The sequence below is a fragment of the Marinomonas sp. ABL3_031 genome (assembly GCF_056161265.1).
Window position 1 is genome coordinate 87680 of sequence record NZ_JBSWYU010000009.1, and the last position, 21266, is coordinate 108945.

Below are 21266 nucleotides of genomic sequence, written 5' to 3' on the forward strand. Positions count from 1 at the left end.
TAAAGAATAAGTCATTCATTATTGGTGAATAAAATTGATTTAAGGGGGCTTGTAATGGAAATATCTGACCTGATTGTGTTTAAAGCTGTTGTAGAACATAAAGGGGTAACGCGAGCCGCAGAAGCATTACATCGTGTGCCTTCCAATGTCACAGCGCGAATTAAAAAATTGGAAGCGGAGCTAAACATTGATTTGTTTATTCGGGAACATAATCGTCTTGTTGTGACGTCCGCAGGCCTACGACTTCTGGAATACACTCAGCAAATTTTGCAACTACAGAAAAACGCCATTGCTGAATTAACACAATCCGAGCCGTCAGGTTTGCTAAGGCTTGGATCGATGGAAAGCAGCGCGGCATCACGCTTGCCTACCCTGTTGTCCAAATATCATGTTCGCTATCCCGAGGTTCAGATAGAGCTGATGACTGCTGCTTCTTCGCCGCTGATTGATAAAGTATTGCAAGGTGAGTTGGATTTAGTCATGGCATCGGATCCACCGGATGATCCAAGATTACTGTGTTGTCCTTGTTATGAAGAAGAGTTGGTGCTCATCATGCCAAAAGCTTGGCAAGGCAATGACAGTTTGCCGACAGCATTGACCATGGTGGGTTACAACAAAGGTTGTTCCTATCGTCACAGATTAGAAGTCTGGTTGAAACGACACTATTTAACCTGTGAGCGTGTCATTGAAATACCCAGTCATTACACTATGTTGGGTTGTGTGGTTGCGGGCATGGGCATAGGCATGGTGCCGAAATCTCTGTTGTCTCTGCATCAAACGGATGGCTTAGCCTACCGTCATGTGGATGAGGATATTGCCCAAGCCACGACTTATTTAATATCGCGCAAAGACAACCCTGCCAGTGCTATCAGTGCTTTTGTAGCGTTAGCAACAGCGGTTTAATCTCTAGCCAGTTGCCCTCTAGGATAGTTTGTGGAAACAAAATTCATCAATCTCCACATTGATTGAATGATTGAGCGTATCCTGTATCAAATACCTGGTGATAGAATTTCAGTTAAGTTTGAAATAGCTAACTGATTAATTTGCAATTTAAAAAGAGGGAATTTTATGTCTTCGTTTGATCGTCAATCCGCGAAGGAGCTTCTGCAGCAGGCAGTGCAAAAGCATGGGACACTGTTAAACATCATTGGCTTCGTCTTTATTGTACTTGGTATTTATGCCCTCATTGCACCCACTACTTTTGCTTTGGGTATTGAGAAAGTGCTTGGCTGGACCTTGTTCTTCGCTGCCGTAACCTACTTTGCCCATGGGTTTTTGATGCGTCGCTGGCAAGGGGTTGTCTTTGATCTGATAAACGGGCTAATTCTTGCCTTGGTTGCTTTTATCCTGCTTAACAACCCATTAAGTGGTGTCATGAGTTTAGGTCTCATTATGGCGATCTTATTCGGATTTGATGGCGTATTGAAAGGCATTCGGTTGTTTAAAGGTGACCTGAACGTGAGCTACCAAGTCGCTTTGGCATTATCCGCTTTACTCTCTATGGCGATTGCTGTGCTGATGTTGTGGGATTTGCCGACTGCCGCTCCGGTTTTTTTGAGTATCATTGTAGGTATTAACCTGATTCTAAATGGCTTTGGCTTATTGGCCTTTGTGAAAGCCTTTCGTTAACCCTTTCCTTTTCTCTCTCTGTGATCCTATCTCAGCGGTGTTTGTGATCTTTAAGAAAAGCTCAACACCGCGCTTTTGTTTATCATTAGATAGCAAAGAATTATCTTAGTACTTTTACCTAAGTCGGTTGCGGCATTCTACAAAGAATGCAAAACGATTGCGGTGTTGTTTGGTGCCAAAATCAGAACAACCCGTCATGGGGGAATCATATGTCACTCGAACGAATTTTATCGGAATAAGGCAAAAATGACTCTCTGTGTGGAAAAAGCATGCAAATAAAAGGAAAGAGACCCATTTGTAATCTTTCAATAAGAGGGTGTTGATAGTATGAAATGTGGATATCTTGAGCCTGTTTAAGGGACTCTGCTATCCAATTTAACAAGATCTTGGCGCGTAAGCTTGAGTAAAAACAAGATCTAAATTCACCAACAGAGTACCGATGAGTGATTACTCAGTATCTTGAGTCTATTTCAGAACAGGATAGTGGTTTGTGCAGTAATCCTGAAAAAGGTCTTGTTGATATTTTCAACTGGCAACATGAGGAAGTATAAATGGAATTGAAAAAGGTAATGAGTGCATTAGGGTTAAGTGTGTTTACCAGTTTTGTTTTCGCAAGTGAATCTAATATGGTTGCGGACGAAACGATCAGTGAACAGCGACATAAGTTAGCTGAAAGTAGCTATGGTAAAGGTTACGGGCCACAAGCTCCGAGGGATATTGAGCGTAAGTTTGGGCGTAATATTTTGACTTTTGGGGAGGCACCTGTAGCGACCAAGATGAACCTTTGTAATATACATTTCCATAAAAACGCCGAGCATAAAGGTGGAGAATTTACTACTTATGCTGGTAATGGCGATGGTGAAGGTTACCAAACGGGTTATCTATATAATGGTAAGCTGAGTGCTCAAGAGTTGCAGCCGATTAAAGGTGGCGCTGTGTGTAAGAGCAAACACAGCAAAGTCTTACCGGGTGATACTATCGAAGTACACTATGTTTACTCTTCAGCGCAAATAAAACCGGGTCCAACTTTGGCTTCGTGTATTAGTGATGAAATAAAGAATCCTCAGTTACGTGTTGAAGCGCAAGTATACGTTGTCGTTAATGATGATAAGGCATTGGACTTTGAAAAATTAACAGCCTATGGCAAGCGAGATGGCTATTATCAAGCCACGGAGATTCCAAATAATACTGGAACACCCGTCAGCTATGCGGGTTCTACAACAGGGCCGGGTTACAACGAAAAAGCATCGCCTTATCAGGTCACATGGAATGTTCGTCCTAAGGTACAGAAAGTCAGCATTAGCTCAGTTGGTGATTGGTGTGACAGTGACAATGTCTTCAAAGAAGACCACGCTCATGGCGTGAGAAATTTGGTGACGAATCCAGATTTGCTGTCTAACATGTCAAATTAAATTGGCCATCACACCATTAGAGCTCTTGGCATGAGAGCTTTAATGGTGTCCTCTCTAGTGTTACTTCTTTCATACCAGCTTTTCTAAGAAACATACCGACCTAAGAAACATGCACAAGCATTATGCTCTGCTCACTTTATTCTTCATAAGAATTTGCAGAAGGCGCTTGTCCCTGATGACCTGAAGTATGCGTAGGATTGGTAACTAAAAAAGCTATTTGCCACAAAAAAGCCTCTTGAGCTGCAAGACCACAAGAGGCGAAAACAGAATGGCATAGTGACTGAGCGGTTAGAATGGGAACTCCGCTCAGTCAATTTATTACCTAATTCGTTTAGTTACGGATGAGGTAATCGAATGCACCTAGGGCTGCCGTTGCCCCTGATCCCATGGAGATGATGATCTGCTTGTAAGGAGCAGTGGTGACATCCCCTGCGGCAAAGACGCCAGGCATGGAGGTTTCACCATGACCATTGATGACGATTTCGCCACGGTTGGTCAGTTCCAGCGTATCTTTAAGGAATTCGCTGTTTGGCACCAAGCCAATTTGAACGAAGATACCGGCCACATCCAATAAGTGGGCTTCATCTGTCTTGCGGTCTGTGTATTTCAAACCAATCACACGTTCACCGTCGCCTAAGACTTCGGTAGTCATGGCATTTTTGATGATGGTGACATTGGCAAGAGACTCCGCCTTTTTCACCAACACATCGTCAGCGCGTAATGTGTCGCCAAATTCCAGTACGGTAACCTGTTCAACGATACCTGCTAGATCAATAGCGGCTTCGATACCAGAGTTACCACCACCAATCACAGCGGTTTTCTTGCCTTTGAACAAGGGGCCATCACAGTGTGGGCAGTAAGCAACCCCCTTACCACGATATTCTTGTTCGCCTGGTACGTTCATTTCTCTCCAACGAGCACCCGTTGCCAAAACGACTGATTTACTCTTCAAAATGGCACCGTTCTCCATTTCCACTTCGACCAAGTCTTTTTTCTCTAGACGTACGGCTTTTTGTGTCTTCATTACATCAACATCATAATCTAATACGTGTTGCTCCAGACCGGTGACGAGTTTTGGACCGTCAGTGGCTTTGACAGAAATGAAGTTTTCAATGGCCATGGTATCGGCCACTTGACCACCAAAACGCTCGGCTACCACACCAGTACGAATGCCTTTACGTGCAGCATAAATGGCAGCAGAAGCCCCCGCTGGGCCACCGCCCACCACCAAGACATCGTATGGGGCTTTTTCAGATAAGGCCGCAGCTTGTTTGTCTGAAGCACCTGTGTCGACCTTGTTGAGGATCTCATCTAAGGCCATACGACCTTGACCAAAGTGTTCACCATTTAAGTAAACCGCAGGCACGGCCATGATGTTGCGTTCGTCTACTTCGCTTTGGAATAAAGCGCCATCTATCATGGTGGCGGTGACCTTCGGATTGAGTACCGCCATTAGGTTAACGGCTTGAACCACGTCAGGACAGTTATGACAGGTGAGGGAAATGTACACCTCAAAATTCAGTTCAGCGTCTAGACCTTTAATTTGTTCTAGGGTTTCCTGTGTGGCTTTCGATGGGTGACCACCGGCTTGCAATAATGCCAACACAAGAGAGGTAAATTCGTGACCCATTGGGATGCCTGCAAAGCGAACACGAGGTGCTTCACCTTTCGGCGCGATGGCCATTTGAGGTGCTCGACCGCTTGGGTTCTCATCAATGGTTAAAGCAATTTTATAGGTGTTTAGGGATTCAATATCCTGAGCAAGAGAAATTAACTCTGCTGACTTATCATTGCCATTTGAAGACACAGTAATCTCAATCGGATTAACGATATTTTGAAGGTACGTGCCCAACTGTTGTTTCATATTTGCGTCTAACATAGTGTTTAATCCGTTTTATCGTTGAGGATTACTGTAAAATTCGGGCGTAAAAATCCAAGCCTATCAAGCTCAGCTTGAGGCGATTGCACCGAAAGTTTTTGTGTTGCGGGCGAAAATACCAAAACTGGTTAAGCCCAAGGTTGGACGCGGCGCGCCCAACCATTAGGAGAGTCGACTTAGATTTTGCCGACTAGGTCTAGAGAAGGTGCCAATGTCGCTTCACCTTCTTTCCACTTAGCAGGGCATACTTCACCTGGGTGAGCAGCAACGTACTGAGCGGCTTTCACTTTACGCATTAGATCGTCTGCGTCACGACCGATACCTTCTGCAGTGATTTCCATTGCTTGGATAGTACCTTCAGGATCGATCAAGAAAGTAGCACGGTCAGCAAGGCCTTGGCCTTCACGCATCACACCGAAGTTGTTAGTGATGCTGCCATTTTGGTCGCCTAGCATGTAGTAGTTGATTTTACCGATAGTGTCAGAACTGTCGTGCCACGCTTTGTGAGTGAAGTGTGTGTCTGTAGAAACAGAGAATACTTCTACGCCCAATTTTTGAAGCTCTTCGTATTTGTCTGCAACGTCACCAAGTTCAGTTGGGCATACAAATGTAAAGTCAGCTGGGTAGAAGAAAAATACAGCCCATTTGCCTAGTACATCTTTTTCAGAAACTTCTACGAACTCGCCTTCTTTGAAAGCCGTTGCGTTGAAAGGTTTGATTTGAGTGTTGATCATTGTCTGTCTCCTAATGTGTTTGCGTTACCAACAGGGGCTATATTAGGAGAGAAAGGTCGATTGATAAAATTGTTATTATTTAGTATGTCGATTTAAAAAAGCTATAATACGGAGCAAAAAGCACTGTCTGTTTCGCTGCGGTACTTTTTGGCGACTGCTTTTTTGGCTAGTGTTTTTTTGAGAGTACTGGTTTGACTCGCCATCATGGAAACACCAGCGAATAACCTCGTAGGCGTTGGCTAGTATTGAAGTGCTTACCCATAATATAGCTATTATTGATGGCCTCTTATCCGGACATAAACAGCATAGTCTCTGTTGCGATGGTTTTTTATTGGCTTCATGACTTTCAATAAGCCACCCTATCCTTTCGGCCATGATGATGCATGGCACCGTCTATCAATTTGCAGAAGGTCTGTCTTTATGAGTTGACGAACCGGTACTTTCGGCAGGGCCAAAAATACTGCTTTGCCAAATCATTAAGCCACTTAACATGGTATCCAGCTCGATTTGTAAGGCGATTTTAGCCTCCTGCTGAGTGCAATTTTTTTCCAATTGTTTGGCCAATTCACTTAAATAATGCATGCCCAATGTCGCGGCGATAGATTTTAGGGTATGGCAATGACGTTGAGCGTCTTCCATGGCGCCTTTGGCAATGGCTTTTTCAAAGAGCGCTATAAAGTCTTGTTGCTTTTCGATAAAACGCTGCAACAGGCGGATATATAAATGGTGACTAAGTGCGTGCTTCAAGCCGATATAAGTATCCAGTTGTGGCATGTCGGGTAAAGCATAGGCATTGAATTCGCTGATCAAGGCGGCATTTCTTGTCGGTAAAGACAAGGTATGAGGCATAGATGTATCCGATGTTAGCCATTTCGACATGGTATTGAACATGGAATGAATGTCGATTGGCTTAGTAATGTGATCATTCATACCAGCTTTATGCACCTTGTCCATATCCTTATTGAGCGCATTGGCGGTTAACGCAATGATGGGTAACTGATCGAACTGATTGTCCTGACGAATGATTTGTGTGGCTTGATAGCCATCCATGACCGGCATTTGACAGTCCATCAGCACCAAATCGAAAGGTTGTTCTGCTATCTTCTCAAGTGCTTCTGCGCCATTGGTGGCCAGGCTCAGATCGACCTGATGCTTTCTCAGTAATTCCGCTGCCAATTCGCGATTGATATCGTTGTCCTCGACTAATAGGACTTTTGCACCGGACAGATAAGGATAATCGGTCGCCAAATATTCCTCATCACTAATGATGACAGGACTGCCGTTGATGTCTCGGTGAGACAAGGCAATGGCATCAAATAAACTGGGTAAGGTCACAGGCTTGGTGAGAAAACCTGCGATAGTTAAGTCTTCTGCCATTGCTTTAACACTATTCATGCCGTGCGTTGGTGTCATGATAATCACAGGAGGGGCTTCGGCCAGGCTGGACAGGATTTGACGGCTGGCTTCCACCCCATCTGTTGCAGACAGTTGCCAGTCAATGAGAATCAGCTGATAGGTCTGACCCAATTGCTGCGCTTCGAGCACTTTATCAATGGCTTGATGGACATTTTTAACGGCATCGCATCCCAACCCAAGGGTGTTCACATCGGCAATCAGCAGATCTCGAGTTGCATCATTGTTATTGACGAGCAAAACACGCTTGATCTTGCTTGGTTCTGAGGCCTGATCAGCTGAAACCTGATAAGCACTTTCAGCACTCTCTTTGACTTGCTGCTGCTCTGCCTCTGATACTTTGACTGCTTGCGCTGATGGTATTGGGTAAGAAGACGAAGTCGCTTGTGTTGGTTGACGCTTGGTAATGTCTCGCCAGATGCATAGGATGGCTTCTTGATTCTGATAGGTCACGGTTACTAATGCCATGTCAGCATAAATCGGCTTGTGCTGTTCGCCTTTGAAAAGCCACTCAGTTTTGCCCGTGCCATTTTCTCTCACTGCATCCAATAAGGCGTAGTGTACGTCCAAGCTGGTTTTGCCATTGGCTTGAATGGAGGGCGATAAACTGGCAATGGATTGACCATTTAAGCTAGTGTGTAAGGCCTTGAACTTGCTTGAAGCCGCTTGATTACTTTCCACAATACGTTCATTGATCATGATCCAAGCAGGATCCGGTGTCATTTCAAACATAGCGCGGAATCTGTCCTCACTTTGCACGGCGTGTTGGCGTTGTTTGCGTAGGTTACGAGTAATTAACCAAGCGAGAATCAGGGTGATGAACAAAGTAATCAAGCAGATTACTCCGACCTGTATGGCCACGGCTTGCCACGCCTGATCGGCTTGTTGCTCGAAACGATACGAGGCTTGTTGCACTTGCTGAGTGATTTGATCAAGAGAGTTTTCAATCGGCAAAAGGGCATTGTCCAAGGCCTCAGCCAATAATTGGGTTTCTTGTGTGAATGACATTTTTTGATACAACTCGCCCATCAAACTTTGTGGCATAAAGACAAAGCTAACGTCGTCCTGAGCATACTGATAGCCATCCCCATAAAGTACGGTTTTGAATTCCTCTAGCTGACGAGCAAGGCTGTCAGCATAGGCTGGGTACATTGCCTGAATGGTGCTGATGGCGTCTCCAAGCATCAATATGGATGGTGTAACCAGATTGTCACTGATCTGGTCTATTTCCATTTTTTGCTCACTGTATAGCAAGGCAAATACACTGGAATCCAGCATAGCAATGTTTTCTAAGACGATGACCAAGGCCTTATCTAGTGGGCTGTTACGTAAATTCTGGTAATACTGAATTAAGCCATCTTGTGGGTTCGTGGCCGTGTCGTTCGATGCGTTAAGCTTACTGACTTGCGTTTGGCGATATTGGTTATTGAGAGCATTTGCTAAACTGCGCAGGGCGTCTATTTTGAGCTGTGCTTTCTCAATGAAGCTTTGAAACTGACTTTGAGCAGCAAAATCCGCCTGTCTTTGACGCCAGTTTTCGATGTCCTGAAACAGCCTTTCCGTCATCATTCCTTGTTGTTGGACTTGTTGCCCAATGGCAAGAATTTCTTCATATTGAGTGGCGTTTGCCAACAGATTATCGACTGTGATTCGGTATTCTTTCAACCAAGCTTGGTTGTCCGGCTGGTGTGCGTAGTCTTGCTCGACAAGGTGCTGTTGAAGGTTATTATGTTTGTCGGGAACTATGTCACCTAGATGCGCAGTAGAACGCAATATGATGTTTTGCTGTTCCATAAGGGTTTGTTGCTGAATTCGTAATGTAGACAGGGTACTCAGCATAATGAATGCACTAACCACAATGGCCAACAGAATAACAACAGTCATTCCCCAGACTAACAGTGAACTCGTATTTTTAAACCGCTTATCTATTCGCATATTCACAACCTGATCAACAATCGATATCAAACACAGTAAGGAGGGAGCGAAAGCGTTAAATAGACTAACGTGGAAAAAACTCACCTCATTCAATATGGGAATAAGGTTAATCGAAAGCCGAGTAAATCTCAGACGGAGATGTGTCATGATGTGTAAGATTGGCCGTCGGAATGTTGCGCACTTTTATCCAGCGGATACGGAATGTAAAAAAACAAGGAAAAAAGAGACGTCTAAAAAATAAACAAATTGTCGTTTTAGACTGGACATATCTTCGCGTCACCAGCCTTGTCTTACAGCATCGGTCAATACTTCAAAGGAATGGCAGCCGACAACGAAAATGGCCAGTTAACCGGTGCGCAAGAAAGCGCCCACGTCTTAGCGCATGGCATCCTCGCTGCTGCCGTCGCCTCAGCGGGTGGCAACGACGCCACCACCGCAGGTCTTGCGGCCGCCGGTTCCGAAGCCGCCGCGCCCGTATTGAAAGAATGGCTCTATGGCAACACCGATCCGAATGACTTAAATGAAGACCAGCAAGATACTATCGTAGCTATCCTAAGCGCCGCATCGGCAACTGCGTCCGTTGCGACTGGCGGGGATGCCAGTGATTCGGTTGCGGCAGGGCAACTGGCTGAGAATGCGGTGGAGAATAATTTTCTCTGTGGAGGTGCTTGTGTTGGTGCTGGTTTAATCGGAATTCTTGCGTATTTAACGTCAGAAGGTGAAGGAAGTCCTGCAGAAGGCGCCATGAAAATTGGTCGAGGTGAAGATACGATTAGTGAAACGCTTGATGATATCAATGAAGTTGTTGATGCGGCCGCGTATGAAGTAGCACCAGAACTTACCCAAGCGGTAGCGGATGTTAAGGCGGATATAGGTTCTTTTACTAATGAAATGGTGACGTATGTCGATGAGAAAACAGGTAAAACTGTTAGTGGTGCGTGTAATGAACTGGATCCCAAAACGCAGGAATTTTTAAAAGGAAGCGGTATCATATTATCAGTGGTGGTTCCAGCCGCGAGAACCGCTTCTCTTACAACGCCGGATGTAGATTTAAGCTTAAATAAACATAGTGGCGATGGTACGGGCTTGTCTGGTAATAATGGTTCGTTTGAGGCTGAGAGTGATTTTGGACATTTAAACCAAAAAACTCCTCAAGTCATTGTAGGTACTCAGCCGAATCAAATTAACTTATCTAATGAGATTGTAATTTATTCAAATCCAGAGAAAACTACAACTATTTTAGGTAAGTACGATTATCAAGGTTCAGGTACAAGAGAAACGTTAGAACTTTTGGACTATCCAAAAACTTATGATATAGGTGAAAAAAAGGGAGGATTCAACTTGTTAAATATTCCTACGATACCAGCTACAGTTACTTATAAAGGAGATAGGTTTTGGGATGTATACAATAAGCCTCTCTTAGATGAGGCTATCAAGAGAGGTGATGACTTTGCGATTACAACAAAACCAACACCATCAACAAAAACTGATTTTGTTGATGATTTTGGTCGGCCTATTGGTATGTACGGCCAAGAACTCAAATTTTTAATTGAAAAAAATGTGAAACCAGTGAATATAAGCAACAAAGATTGGGAGGTGGTGAAAGGATGGTTTCAAGAGAAATAACATATAGAACTAGTATTAATGTTGAAGCAGATATTCATAATGGAGGAAGTTTTTTTGTTAAATATTTTTTCTTTGAAGCAGTTTTAAATGTAGGAAAAATAGAAATATATCAGTGTTATATTAGTTCTCGTGATGATGCTGCTGTAAATAAAAAAGTGAAGGAAAGCTTCGGTTTTTTTGTAGAAACAAATATAAGTGATGTCTACAGGCTTGATCTTGTGTCTGCTTATAATTCAAAATATATAATTTCTTCGAGTGTTATGTTAGCAGGAGATGAGCTCATTATTTTGAATCATAAAAATAATTCAGCCAGAATGTTTCTAAAAACTTAACGGATTCAGGCTTATATTATAAAAGAAATAATACAGGACAGGCATAACTTAGTTGACTGGCTAAAAAAAGTAAATTTAACAAGACACCCACCTTAAGGTCTTAATATTTTCAACAAGTAATTTAACAAGACACACACTTTAAGTTCTTAACCTTTTCAATAAGTTAGAAACCCCTTTAACTTCTTTTAGGGCTCAATCTAGCAATTGAGCCAGTTTAAATTTTCTCAAATATCATCACAGCTTTTATTCCTTTAAACAATGTGCGGTTAAAGTGACTGGTTCTCGTGTTATTACTGTAGTTAACTCTAAAAAGAAATAGCCATGAGTAAGCAAGAAATAAAACGTATAATTAATAGATTTATCACTAAGAAAGATGTGTCCATTGTTTTAGCGAATGAGATTGAGGTTGCTTTAGATGATTCGTATCCTGATGATGAATATATACAAGATACTGTAGAAATGCTTGCAACCTATCGTCCAGGGGGAGGAGACTTCTTATATGATGAAGAGACTGTTATAGCCCGTCTTAAGAAAGTGATGAAAATGTTGTAGCTGATATAACATTAGTGGTTCGCCTTTTGGCGCTCCACTAATTTTACAAAAAACGCAGCGAGTAAGTTAAATGATGTTGTTACAAAGTATAATAAGAATGATATTCATCACTTGTTCGGAAGAGGTGGAGATACTCCCACAAAACTATTGGATAAACTTGGCTCTCCCGAAGCGGCGTTGAAAGAACTACAAAAATCAGCGCAAGGCATTGCCAATAATAACTATCAAACTGGCTCATGGGTGACGGTAAAGGTTGGTGATACTCCTGTAAGCATTAAAGGCAAAGTCATCGACGGCGTATTTAGGATATCAACCATAGCCAAAAAGGAGTTTTGATTATGTTGAAACAACAGGAAACGCTAGCACTTAAACTTATTTTTCGTAGTGAAAATGATCTAAGTATGGCTATCAAAGAGCGCATTTATGAAGCAGAGAGTATCGATTGGGAAGAAACAGGCGTCGGTTTTTATTCAACGATAAAATTAAAATCATCACTTGCTAAAGTACCGGACATTCGCATGTGGGAATATAATTTTAGCCATCCCGACTTTCCTCATGGAGGCTCGTTTATGTGCACTGTGGTTAGTGAAAATAAATTGGAGTTGGAAGCTGTAACTATAGGCGGGGTTGCTTGGCCATATCCTAAAGATCCTGAACAATTTAAAGATCTAAAGTGATGATAAAACAGCTCTTATTCCTTTAAACAGCGAGCGGTCAAAGTGGCTGGTGGGCGTTAATTGAGTTATTAACGCCTGCTAAGATAGCTTGGTTGGAATAGGTTAACGCCACTGTTGTAAACGGGCCATTTGCAGATGTCTTTCATGTTCTGCCTGATCGATTGTAACAGGGGTAAATTGGATGACATCGCCGGGTTTCTTTTGTGCCAGTAACGTACCACCAAAGCGGGTTATGCAGCCCATTTTGGGGTAGCCACCAATGGTTTGTCGGTCGCGCAGTAAAACGATGGGTTGGCCGTCTTTGGGGATTTGCACTGAGCCATAGGCAATGCCTTCTGAAATAATGCCTGTGGTGTCCCCTTGTATGGCATTGCCTTCTAAACGATAGCCCATACGGTCACTGTTTGATGAGACTTGGTAATCACTGGAGAAAAAGTGTGCTCTTTGTAAGTCCGAAAAACTTCGATACTGATAAGCCAATACCAGTGGAATGTCGGATTGACTGTAATCGGGAATGGCCGCTCGAGGAACAGATCTTTGCTGGTGCTGATCACTTGCATTAAACGGCAAGATATCGTCTTTTTGTAATTTATCGCCTTTGCCGGTTAAGCCGCCAATTTTCTCCCGCATCACGGTAGCGACACTACCAAGAGTGGTTTCACATTGAAAACCGCCCTTCACCGCCAAATACGCGCGTAATCCCCAAATGGGTTGTTGAAAATTCAATAGGTCGCCTTTTTTCACTGGGTAGGTTTGCCATGGCGTCAGGCTTTTACCATTCAGTGAGGCACCCAAGTCGGCACCGGTTAAGGCGATGCAGGTATTGGCTTGGGCTTCTAAACTCAGTAAACCGAAGGTAATTTCCAATTGCTGGGCATTGTCGTCATTGTCTAACAAGGCATTGGCCCAACGAAACGCCAGTTCATCCATGGGGCCGCCAGTGGTGACGCCTATGGCTTGATGTCCATAACGACCCAGATCTTGTAGTAAGGTGAGCATGCCAGGTTTGATTACTTTAAAAGCCATCCAGCGAGCCTCCTTGTGCGATAAATTCTTTACGGGAAATGGGTTCAAAACGTACTTTGTCGCCCATGGCAATCAGGGCTAGGTTCTCGCTGCCCCAATCGATCAATTTGATCGGTGTACGACCTATGATTTGCCAACCACCTGGGCTCACACTGGGGTAGATCGCAGTTTGGTTTTCAGCAATGGCGACACTGCCAATGGGGACTTTTAAACGTGGCGTGGTTTTACGCCCAATGTGCAGTTGTTTTGGTGTATTGCCAAGAAAAGCAAAGCCGGGGGTGAAGCCTATGACTAACGCTCGATAGGTTTGCGCACTGTGACATTCGATGACTTGCTCTTTGGTCATGCCGCAATGGCTAGCCACTTGGGCCAAATCTGGCCCGACATCGTCGCCGTAGTACACAGGAATAATGATGTCGCGCACGTCATCCAATAAGGCATCGTTAGGGTCTATCTCAAGGATGAGCTGACGAATGGCTTTGCAAATGGCATAGCGGTCAAAATGGTCGCCATCGAATACCACCAGTAAGGTGGTATAGGAAGGCACTAAATCAATAATACCAGGCAATTTGCTCAATTTATGACTGACTTGGGCGATGCGATCAGAAATGGCTTCGCAGATGGTCTGGCTAAAGGTCAGCAGACAGGCATTATCACTGACCATTTCCATGTCAGGTAATAAGGGGGAAACGGTTTGGTTCATGATGTTGTCGTGTTGTTTTGTTGAGTGGTATTGACTAGCTTGCGAATACGTTTTACTGCATCCACGGCATGGGCGCCGTCACCATGCACGCAAATGGTGTCGGCGTGAATGGTCAAGGTCTTTCCTGATGCTGTGGTTAGGGTGCTGGTTTTACATAATTGTTCTACTTGTTGTTCAATGAGCTCGAAGCTGGCATGAACGGCATTTGGTAACTTACGCGGCGTGAGACGGCCTTCGTCTGTGTACAAACGATCAGCAAAGGCTTCAAACCAAACATTCAAGGCGTATTTTTGTGCTAACTGTTTGACTTGTTCCGCTTCCGGAATCGCCATCACCATGAGCGTCAAAGAGGTGTCCAGTTCACTCACGGCTTGCATGACGGTTTCCAAAATGGAAACGTCTGTCATCATTTGATTGTACAAAGCGCCATGGGGTTTAACGTAACTCAGCTGAGTCTCGTGACTTTGGCAAATGCCTTGTAAAGCGCCGATTTGATATTGAATCAGCGCTTTCAGCTCGGCAGGTGCAACGTCCATATTGCGACGCCCAAACCCTATCAAATCTGGGTAGGCTGGGTGTGCGCCTATGGTGACCCCATGTTGTTTGGCCAGTGCCACGGTTTTGCTCATGGTCAGTGGGTCTGAGGCGTGGAAGCCGCAGGCCACATTGGCTTGATCTACAAAGGGCATGATGTGCGTGTCTTCGCCCATTTTCCAAGCACCGAACGCTTCGCCCATGTCGCAATTCAATTTCATTTTAAGCTGTCCTTACATTCATTACCGCGAGTCCATTAATTGCGTGACATGGTCGCTGGTAGATAGGTAACAATTTCTGGAAACACACTGATTAAACCAATCGCTACCCCAATCAATAGGAAGAAGGGCAAAGCCGCTTTGGCCACATACAGGATGTTTTTTCCGGTTAACGCTTGTATAACAAAGAGGTTGAAACCAACAGGAGGTGTGATCTGTGACATTTCCACCACGAGTACGATGAAGATACCAAACCAGAGTAAGTCAATATGGGCGGCCTCTACCATTGGCATAATCACCGCCACAGTGAGTACCACGACAGAAATGCCATCAAGGAAACAACCCAACACCACGAATAATACGGTGAGGTATAAAATGAGCTCCATTGGTGACAAGGAAAGACCGCCGATCCACAAGGCTAAAGCTTTTGGGATACCCAAGAAGCCCATGGCTAGGGTTAAGAAGTGCGCGCCAACCAAAATGAAGCCAATCATACAAGAGCTTTTCACCGCGCCAAGTAGGCTGTCGATAAAGCTGCTGCGACTCAATGAGCCGGTCATGGCCGCCAGAATAAGTGCCCCAGTAACGCCCAGCGCCGCCGCTTCGGTTGGTGTGGTGATGCCACCATAAATGGAACCCAATACGAAACCAATCAGACCCACTACCGGCATGAGTTTACGCAATGCTTTGATGCGCATTGACCAGCTGGTGTCGTGCTGACTTTTTTGTGGCAGCTCGTCTTTGTGTAAATAGCCCCACACCATGGTGAAGCCCATGAACAAACTGACGAGTAACAAGCCTGGCAGTGCACCGGCGATAAATAAGCGGGCAATGGAGACTTCTGCCGCTACGCCATAAACAATCAAAATGATGGAGGGCGGAATCAACAGGCCTAAGGTGCCTGAACCGGCTAAGGTGCCAATTGCCATGCGTTCGCTGTAGCCTTGTTTGCGCAATTCAGGCAAGGTCATGCGACCTATGGTGGCCGCTGTTGCGGCAGAAGAGCCGGATACGGCGGCGAAAATACCACAGCTTAAAATATTGACGTGTAAGAGTTTGCCCGGCACGCCGTTTAACCAAGGAGACAAACCCTTGAACAAGTCTTCTGACAAGCGGGTGCGGAACAGGACTTCACCCATCCAAATAAAGAGGGGGAGTGCGGTGAGTGACCAAGCTGTACTGGCCCCCCAGCTTGAGGTGGCAAACAGTAGGTCAACTTGATAATTTTCCGATAAAATCAGTCCCAAACCGCCGATGGTGATCAAGGTGAAAGATACCCAAACACCGAGTGACAATAGGGCCAATAGAGCAAAGGCTAATAGAATAGCAATCCACATCATGTCCATTAGATTTCCTCCAGTTCTAGAGCGTCTTCATGCTCACTGTAGCTGGGAGTGTTGCCCTTTAAGACACTGATAAAGGCATCCAATACGGCCAAATTTAAGGCGATGGCACCTACGGCAACGGGAATTTGTGGAATCCATAATGGCACGGGAACATAGCCATAAGAGACTTCATCATAGATGTAAGATTCGTACACCATATAAGTACATGAATAAGATAAGAAACTGATTAGAGCAAGAGAAAGGGCGAGGATGAGGCCTTCTTGCCACTTTCGTGAAACGGGGGAAAAGCGCTGTATCACTAAGGTTACGCGAATGTGACCGCCCTCTTTAAAGGTGTAGGCCAAGCCAAGAAAGGTGGATGCGGCTAAGGCATAACCAGCAAAATCTTCCGCAGACGGCACAATGAAACCGAATAAACGTCCGACAATTTGTGCTAGCAGCAACAAGGTAATGAGAAGGATACAGAACCCAGCCAGCAAGCCGGAACAGAGATACAGTTTTTCTTTTATTTGGTTCATAGTGTTCACTTTTGATAGAAAAGACACCGTCTAGTGGAAGCTAGACGGTGTGGGAAGATCGAATACAGCTTTGAGACGATCTTCAGAAAATGCTTAGTTTTGGTAACGGGTTAAGATATCGCCCACTTCTTTTGGCGCTTCGGCTTTCCATTCCTCTATCATAGTATCACCAATGGCTTGCAGTTCGTTTAACAATTCTGGTGAAGGGTCACTCACTTGCATACCATTTTCAATCAACTTAGCTTTGTCATTCGCAGCACGTTCCGCGACTTTTTCCCAGCCTAGGGCTTCGGCATTTTTCGCCGCTGCTAAGATGGCATTTTGAGTGTCTTTATCAAGACGGCGGAAGGCACGCTTATTAACGACGACAATGTTCTTAGGAATCCAAGCTTTCACATCTGTGTAGTAGTTTACGTAATCCCAAGCTTGACTATCCACACCAGTAGAAGGTGAGGTGATCATGGCTTGAATAATGCCAGTACTAAAGGCTTGTGGAATATCGGGAACTTGAATTGTAGTAGGTGTGGTACCCATTAGATCGGCTAAGCGCGAGGTAGATGGACTGTAAGCACGCATTTTAGAACCCGCCAGGTCACTTAATGTATTGACAGGCATCTTGGTGTAAAGACTCTGTGCAGGCCAAGCCACTGCATACAGCATTTTCATGCCGCTTTTATCTAGCTGTTGTTCCACTTGTGGTTTAGCGGCTTCCCATAATTTCTTAGCGTCTTCGAAAGAAGTCGCCAAGAAGGGAATATTGTCGTGTTTAAATACAGGGTGCTCGTTACCCAAAATACCGATGAAGACTTCGCCTATTTGTACCTGGCCGGTTTTTACCGCGCGAGGAATTTCGGTGTGTTGTACCAATGAGCCAGCTGAGTGGACATTAATTTCTAAGTCGCCACCGGTTTTATCTTTGATTTCTTCTGCAAATCCATACGCGATTTGCGTAGGTAGGTTGCCGTCACCGTAAGGGGTTGGCATGTGCCATTTAGCGGCCAATGCGGAAGTGGACAGTACACTGCCCAGCACCAGAGCGGTTGTGAGTTTTTTCATTGTTCCTTATCCTTTCGTTGAAGGTTAATGTTGTTTTGAGTGCGTTATAAAAACGCCACCTCGCCTGGGAGAGAAAGGCAGCGAAAAGTAATAGGGTTAGTGCACAGCCAAGTCAGTATCGAGTAGATCCGTCACCAGCATTTTGCCGGGGGCATGGGTGATACAAAATGGCGGTTTGGCATTGCGAATCGCCACTTGAGGCGTCACGCCACAGGCCCAAAAAACGGGTACTTCGCCTTTGTTTATGGAGACTGGATCACCGAAATTGGGTTTGCTCAGATCCTTAATGCCAATGTCTTCTGGTGTGCCGAAATGCAATGGCGCGCCGTGGGCTTTGGGAAAGCGCGTGGTGATTTGAATGGCGCGAATGGCGTCTTTTGGTGTGTAGGGACGCATGGTTACCACAGTGTGTCCAAAGAAGCGGCCAGCTGGTGTCATTGGAATGGTGGTTTCAAACATGGAAACATTGACGTTTTCGGTAATGTTGCGAGGGGTTAGGCCTGCTTGCGATAAGGCATTTTCAAATGAGAAGGAACAGCCTAATACAAATACCACCAAATCATCACGCCATAGGTCGGTAATGTCGGCGCGATTTTCGATTTTGGCCCCATCCCGATAAACATAGTATTCAGGTACATCATGACGCATGTCGATGTCTTTGCCCAATTCGGGTAAACGATAGTCGCCTACTTCCGAGACACCGATTAGTGGACAAGCAACCGGATTTTTTTGACAAAATAAGAGAAAATCATTTGCCCAATCAGCTGGCAAGATCACAATGTTGCCTTGCATCGCGCCAGTGGCAAGACCACTGGTAGGACCAGTGTGCGTTTGATTGCGAATGGCTTGACGCAATTCATACGCTTGTTGCGCTAATGGCTTAGCTGATGGGGTCATAGGAGGGTTCCTTATTTTTGCACATTTCGTTTTTTCTAGAGTAGTGTCCCTCAGAGTAAAAAGTCTAATTGTGTTTTTTTTGGTTATTTGATCAATTTATTTTATCAAGCAAGTTTTTTTCGTATTTTTGAGCGGCTTCTATGGCCAAATCCACGGCCATTTCCGCCAAAGGATTGAAAGGTTCATCTGAGTAAGATGCGGTGAATTTCAGATCATGCGGCGTCCATATGGTGTGTATTTTGCGCAGCATATTGTTTTCTAATTCCTTGCCAATCATGATGTCCGGTAAAGTGGCGATGCCAACGGCATCTATGGCTAGGCTGCGGATGGCGGCCAGTGAGGTAGAGGCATAAAAGTTTGCCGGTTTGCCTTCTAAGTTGCGAAACTTTTGAACAATTTCCGAATAGGGTTTGGTGGATTTTGCGTAGATAATGATAGGCCAAGGGGTGAGTTCCTCGAGGTAAAGCAAGCGCTCTGGCAAGGCCAATTGTGGGCTGCAAACCCAAGAAAGTGAGAAGGTACACAAATCATGATTGACAATACTGGGTTCCGAAATAGGCCCCATTAACAGGCCCAAATCCAAGGTTCGATCTTTCACGCCAGTGGCGAGAACGGTGGAAATGTCTACGGTTAATTCAACGTTTAAATTGGGCGATTTGTTGTGCAAGCGTGCTAAGAAATCAGGTAACCAAGTATTGACTATGGTTTCGGAAGCGCCCAAACGCAGCACCCCAGAATAGGCTGTGTTTGCCTCGGCGCGTTTGCGCAGTTGTTCCGATTGAAAAAGTATTTTTTCTATATAAGGCAGTAACTCTTTGCCTTTGGATGTCAAAATAATGGGGCTGGAGCCGCCTTCTCGCTCGAACAACTTCACACCTAGCTCTTCTTCCAAGCCAGAAATACGAGCAGAAATGGCCGGTTGGGTGGTGTGTAAGCGCTCCGCCGCTTTACGGAAACTGCCTAAGGTGGCAACCCAAACAAAGGTTTCGAGGCGTTTATAATTCAAGGTTGGCTCCAGTGCTACGACATCATGGTTAAATTTATTATGCAGCCAGTATAAAGCTCAAACGCTTTATGTCACCTATCGTATTATGGTTACCCCAGTTTTTTTGCGAAAACGCAGTGCCGCAATGAAGAGACCACACAGTGAATATTTTAGCCCTTTAGGGCGGCCTATTTTACTGTTCGTGAGACGGCTCTGTTGTTACTTATCAATTGATGCATAGAGGTCTTTCAGCGCTCTGTGAAACGAATTACATTCCTCGTAACCTCTGCTTTGAGGATTGGGCGCACCCGCTATGCAGTGGGATTGGGTTTGCTGCGTCCCGTAATATAGAGGCAAATAATGGGATGACGAATACATAGGCGTAGAAGCAGCCATGCGTTTGACGCTCATAGTGTGTATTTGACGATATGAGCGGGTATTCAGTGCCAAAAAGAGGACTCATTTGGTGATTGGGTAAAACTTCTTTATCATGCCTTCCCTTGTGAAACTGAGCGAGTACTGACAGATAATGGCAAACCAAGTTATGGTGATCGGAGCTGGCCCTGCGGGGTTAATGGCAGCAGAAATGATGGCTGCTGCAGGTCATCATGTGGCCGTGTATGATGCCAAACCGAGCGCCTGCCGCAAATTTCTACTGGCCGGTGTGGGTGGCATGAACATTACGCACTCTGAAGCCTATGACGGTTTTATACAGCGTTACTATGACAAAGCCGACTGGCTATCCAGTGCGATTCGCCAATTTGATAATCAAGCCTTATGTGACTGGATTCATGGCCTAGGGGTAGACACCTTTGTTGGCAGTTCTGGTCGTGTCTTTCCAACCGATATGAAAGCCGCTCCCTTGTTACGACATTGGTTGTCGCGTCTGCGCGAAGCCGGTGTGGTGTTTCATATGCGTCATAAAATGCTCTCTTTAACATCAAACAGAGCCACCTTTGACCATCAAGGTGAGACAGTGACAGCGCAAGCGGATGCGATTGTCCTTGCGATGGGCGGAGCCAGTTGGCCAAAACTGGGTTCAGACGGTGCTTGGCAGTCTGTTCTTGCGAAAAAAGATGTTGATTTATCGCCTTTGCGCAGTGCCAACTGCGGTTTTTACAGTCGTTGGAGTGAGCATTTGTCCAGCAAGTTTGCCGGCAGTCCACTGAAAGGCGTGGCGTTTTCCATGACGCTTGCTAACGGCCAAATTGTCGACAAAAAAGGCGAATGTATTGTCACGCAAGATGGCATGGAAGGCAGCTTAATATACGCTTTTTCAAAATACCTACGAGATGACATTGAAGCGCAAGGCGAAGCCAGTTTGTCCATCGACTTACTAGCCGATGTAAGTGAACCTCAGCTGGTGGCCAAGTTGTCTTCTCGAAAGTCCAAGGAATCCTTTAGCAAATACCTAAAGCGCAGCATAGGATTAGGCGGAGTCAAGGCCGCTTTGTTGCATGAAAGGTTTAGCAAAGACGTGTTGTCGACTCCTGAGACATTGGCTCATGCGATCAAGCATTTGCCTGTCTCTTTTTATCAAACCAAGCCGATTGACGAAGTGATTTCCAGCGCCGGCGGTGTGTGTGAAGCCAGTCTCAATGAAGATTTGATGTTAAACAAGATGCCAGGTGTGTTTTGTGCTGGAGAAATGTTGGATTGGGAAGCACCCACCGGTGGTTATTTGCTGACGGCTTGTTTTGCAACCGGACGTTTAGCTGGTTTAGGGGCATGCCGTTGGTTAGCGGCAGCTCATCCCAGTAGTCTCGGCCTAAAATAAGTTGACAAAAAAAGCCC

Annotated in this window: 20 protein-coding genes; 9 read left to right on the forward strand and 11 right to left on the reverse strand. The window is 45.0% G+C overall.

Features of this window, described 5'->3' with window-relative positions; translation table 11 throughout:
* Positions 1 to 54 precede the first annotated feature (54 nt).
* The 3 genes from ACXAH2_RS11320 to ACXAH2_RS11330 all read left to right on the forward strand — a co-directional run bounded on the left by ACXAH2_RS11320 (position 55) and on the right by ACXAH2_RS11330 (position 3041).
* The gene (locus tag ACXAH2_RS11320; RefSeq protein ID WP_475078573.1) at positions 55 to 903 is read left to right on the forward strand and encodes a LysR substrate-binding domain-containing protein; all 849 of its coding nucleotides are present in this window, start codon (positions 55 to 57) and stop codon (positions 901 to 903) included.
* A gap of 165 nt (positions 904 to 1068) precedes the next feature.
* A complete protein-coding gene (locus ACXAH2_RS11325; RefSeq protein ID WP_475078574.1) occupies positions 1069 to 1629 on the forward strand; it encodes an HdeD family acid-resistance protein in 561 nt (186 codons plus the stop codon).
* A gap of 551 nt (positions 1630 to 2180) precedes the next feature.
* A complete protein-coding gene (locus tag ACXAH2_RS11330; protein ID WP_475078575.1) occupies positions 2181 to 3041 on the forward strand; it encodes a delta-class carbonic anhydrase in 861 nt (286 codons plus the stop codon).
* A 331-nt stretch (positions 3042 to 3372) separates the two neighbouring features.
* On the opposite strand, the gene ahpF is transcribed toward ACXAH2_RS11330, so the two are convergent.
* From ahpF to ACXAH2_RS11345, 3 genes are all read right to left on the reverse strand, one after another.
* The gene (gene ahpF / locus ACXAH2_RS11335) at positions 3373 to 4920 is read right to left on the reverse strand and encodes an alkyl hydroperoxide reductase subunit F (RefSeq protein WP_475078576.1); all 1548 of its coding nucleotides are present in this window, start codon (positions 4918 to 4920) and stop codon (positions 3373 to 3375) included.
* A 176-nt stretch (positions 4921 to 5096) separates the two neighbouring features.
* Positions 5097 to 5654 carry an alkyl hydroperoxide reductase subunit C gene (gene ahpC, locus ACXAH2_RS11340; RefSeq protein ID WP_475078577.1) on the reverse strand — a complete coding sequence of 186 codons (558 nt, stop codon included), beginning with the start codon at positions 5652 to 5654 and terminating at the stop codon, positions 5097 to 5099.
* 396 nt (positions 5655 to 6050) lie between these two features.
* Complete coding sequence (locus ACXAH2_RS11345) at positions 6051 to 9002, reverse strand: Hpt domain-containing response regulator (protein WP_475078578.1); 2952 nt, start codon at positions 9000 to 9002, stop codon at positions 6051 to 6053.
* A gap of 285 nt (positions 9003 to 9287) precedes the next feature.
* On the opposite strand from ACXAH2_RS11345, the gene ACXAH2_RS11350 reads away from it, so the two are divergent.
* From ACXAH2_RS11350 to ACXAH2_RS11370, 5 genes are all read left to right on the forward strand, one after another.
* Complete coding sequence (locus ACXAH2_RS11350; protein ID WP_475078579.1) at positions 9288 to 10628, forward strand: VENN motif pre-toxin domain-containing protein; 1341 nt, start codon at positions 9288 to 9290, stop codon at positions 10626 to 10628.
* The gene (locus tag ACXAH2_RS11355) at positions 10610 to 10960 is read left to right on the forward strand and encodes a hypothetical protein (RefSeq protein WP_475078580.1); all 351 of its coding nucleotides are present in this window, start codon (positions 10610 to 10612) and stop codon (positions 10958 to 10960) included. The genes ACXAH2_RS11350 and ACXAH2_RS11355 overlap by 19 nt, the downstream gene beginning before the upstream one ends.
* Before the next feature lie 321 nt (positions 10961 to 11281).
* Entirely contained in the window at positions 11282 to 11512 is a 231-nt protein-coding gene (locus ACXAH2_RS11360) for a hypothetical protein (protein WP_475078581.1), read from the forward strand.
* Between the two features lie 111 nt (positions 11513 to 11623).
* The gene (locus ACXAH2_RS11365; protein WP_475078583.1) at positions 11624 to 11848 is read left to right on the forward strand and encodes a hypothetical protein; all 225 of its coding nucleotides are present in this window, start codon (positions 11624 to 11626) and stop codon (positions 11846 to 11848) included.
* 2 nt (positions 11849 to 11850) lie between these two features.
* Positions 11851 to 12189, forward strand: coding sequence for a hypothetical protein (locus ACXAH2_RS11370; RefSeq protein ID WP_475078584.1), 339 nt, complete (start codon positions 11851 to 11853; stop codon positions 12187 to 12189).
* Between the two features lie 102 nt (positions 12190 to 12291).
* On the opposite strand, the gene ACXAH2_RS11375 is transcribed toward ACXAH2_RS11370, so the two are convergent.
* From ACXAH2_RS11375 to ACXAH2_RS11410, 8 genes are all read right to left on the reverse strand, one after another.
* Positions 12292 to 13215, reverse strand: coding sequence for a 5-oxoprolinase subunit C family protein (locus ACXAH2_RS11375; protein WP_475078585.1), 924 nt, complete (start codon positions 13213 to 13215; stop codon positions 12292 to 12294).
* Positions 13205 to 13918: a 5-oxoprolinase subunit PxpB gene (gene pxpB / locus ACXAH2_RS11380; protein ID WP_475078586.1), complete on the reverse strand. Its 714-nt coding sequence runs from the start codon at positions 13916 to 13918 to the stop codon at positions 13205 to 13207. The genes ACXAH2_RS11375 and pxpB overlap by 11 nt, the downstream gene beginning before the upstream one ends.
* Positions 13915 to 14673, reverse strand: a complete 759-nt coding sequence (locus tag ACXAH2_RS11385; RefSeq protein ID WP_475078587.1) for a 5-oxoprolinase subunit PxpA — start codon at positions 14671 to 14673, stop codon at positions 13915 to 13917. Before ACXAH2_RS11385 ends, pxpB begins: the two co-directional genes overlap by 4 nt.
* A 35-nt stretch (positions 14674 to 14708) precedes the next feature.
* Complete coding sequence (locus ACXAH2_RS11390) at positions 14709 to 16016, reverse strand: TRAP transporter large permease (RefSeq protein ID WP_475078588.1); 1308 nt, start codon at positions 16014 to 16016, stop codon at positions 14709 to 14711.
* Entirely contained in the window at positions 16016 to 16534 is a 519-nt protein-coding gene (locus ACXAH2_RS11395; RefSeq protein WP_475078590.1) for a TRAP transporter small permease, read from the reverse strand. The genes ACXAH2_RS11390 and ACXAH2_RS11395 overlap by 1 nt, the downstream gene beginning before the upstream one ends.
* Positions 16535 to 16627: 93 nt before the next feature.
* A complete protein-coding gene (locus tag ACXAH2_RS11400) occupies positions 16628 to 17590 on the reverse strand; it encodes a TRAP transporter substrate-binding protein (protein WP_475078591.1) in 963 nt (320 codons plus the stop codon).
* Between the two features lie 96 nt (positions 17591 to 17686).
* Positions 17687 to 18487: a putative hydro-lyase gene (locus ACXAH2_RS11405; protein ID WP_475078592.1), complete on the reverse strand. Its 801-nt coding sequence runs from the start codon at positions 18485 to 18487 to the stop codon at positions 17687 to 17689.
* Positions 18488 to 18578: 91 nt separating this feature from the next.
* On the reverse strand, positions 18579 to 19493 hold the full coding sequence (locus ACXAH2_RS11410; protein WP_475078594.1) for a LysR family transcriptional regulator: 915 nt from the start codon (positions 19491 to 19493) through the stop codon (positions 18579 to 18581).
* A 508-nt stretch (positions 19494 to 20001) separates the two neighbouring features.
* On the opposite strand from ACXAH2_RS11410, the gene ACXAH2_RS11415 reads away from it, so the two are divergent.
* Entirely contained in the window at positions 20002 to 21249 is a 1248-nt protein-coding gene (locus ACXAH2_RS11415) for a TIGR03862 family flavoprotein (protein WP_475078595.1), read from the forward strand.
* Positions 21250 to 21266 lie beyond the last annotated feature (17 nt).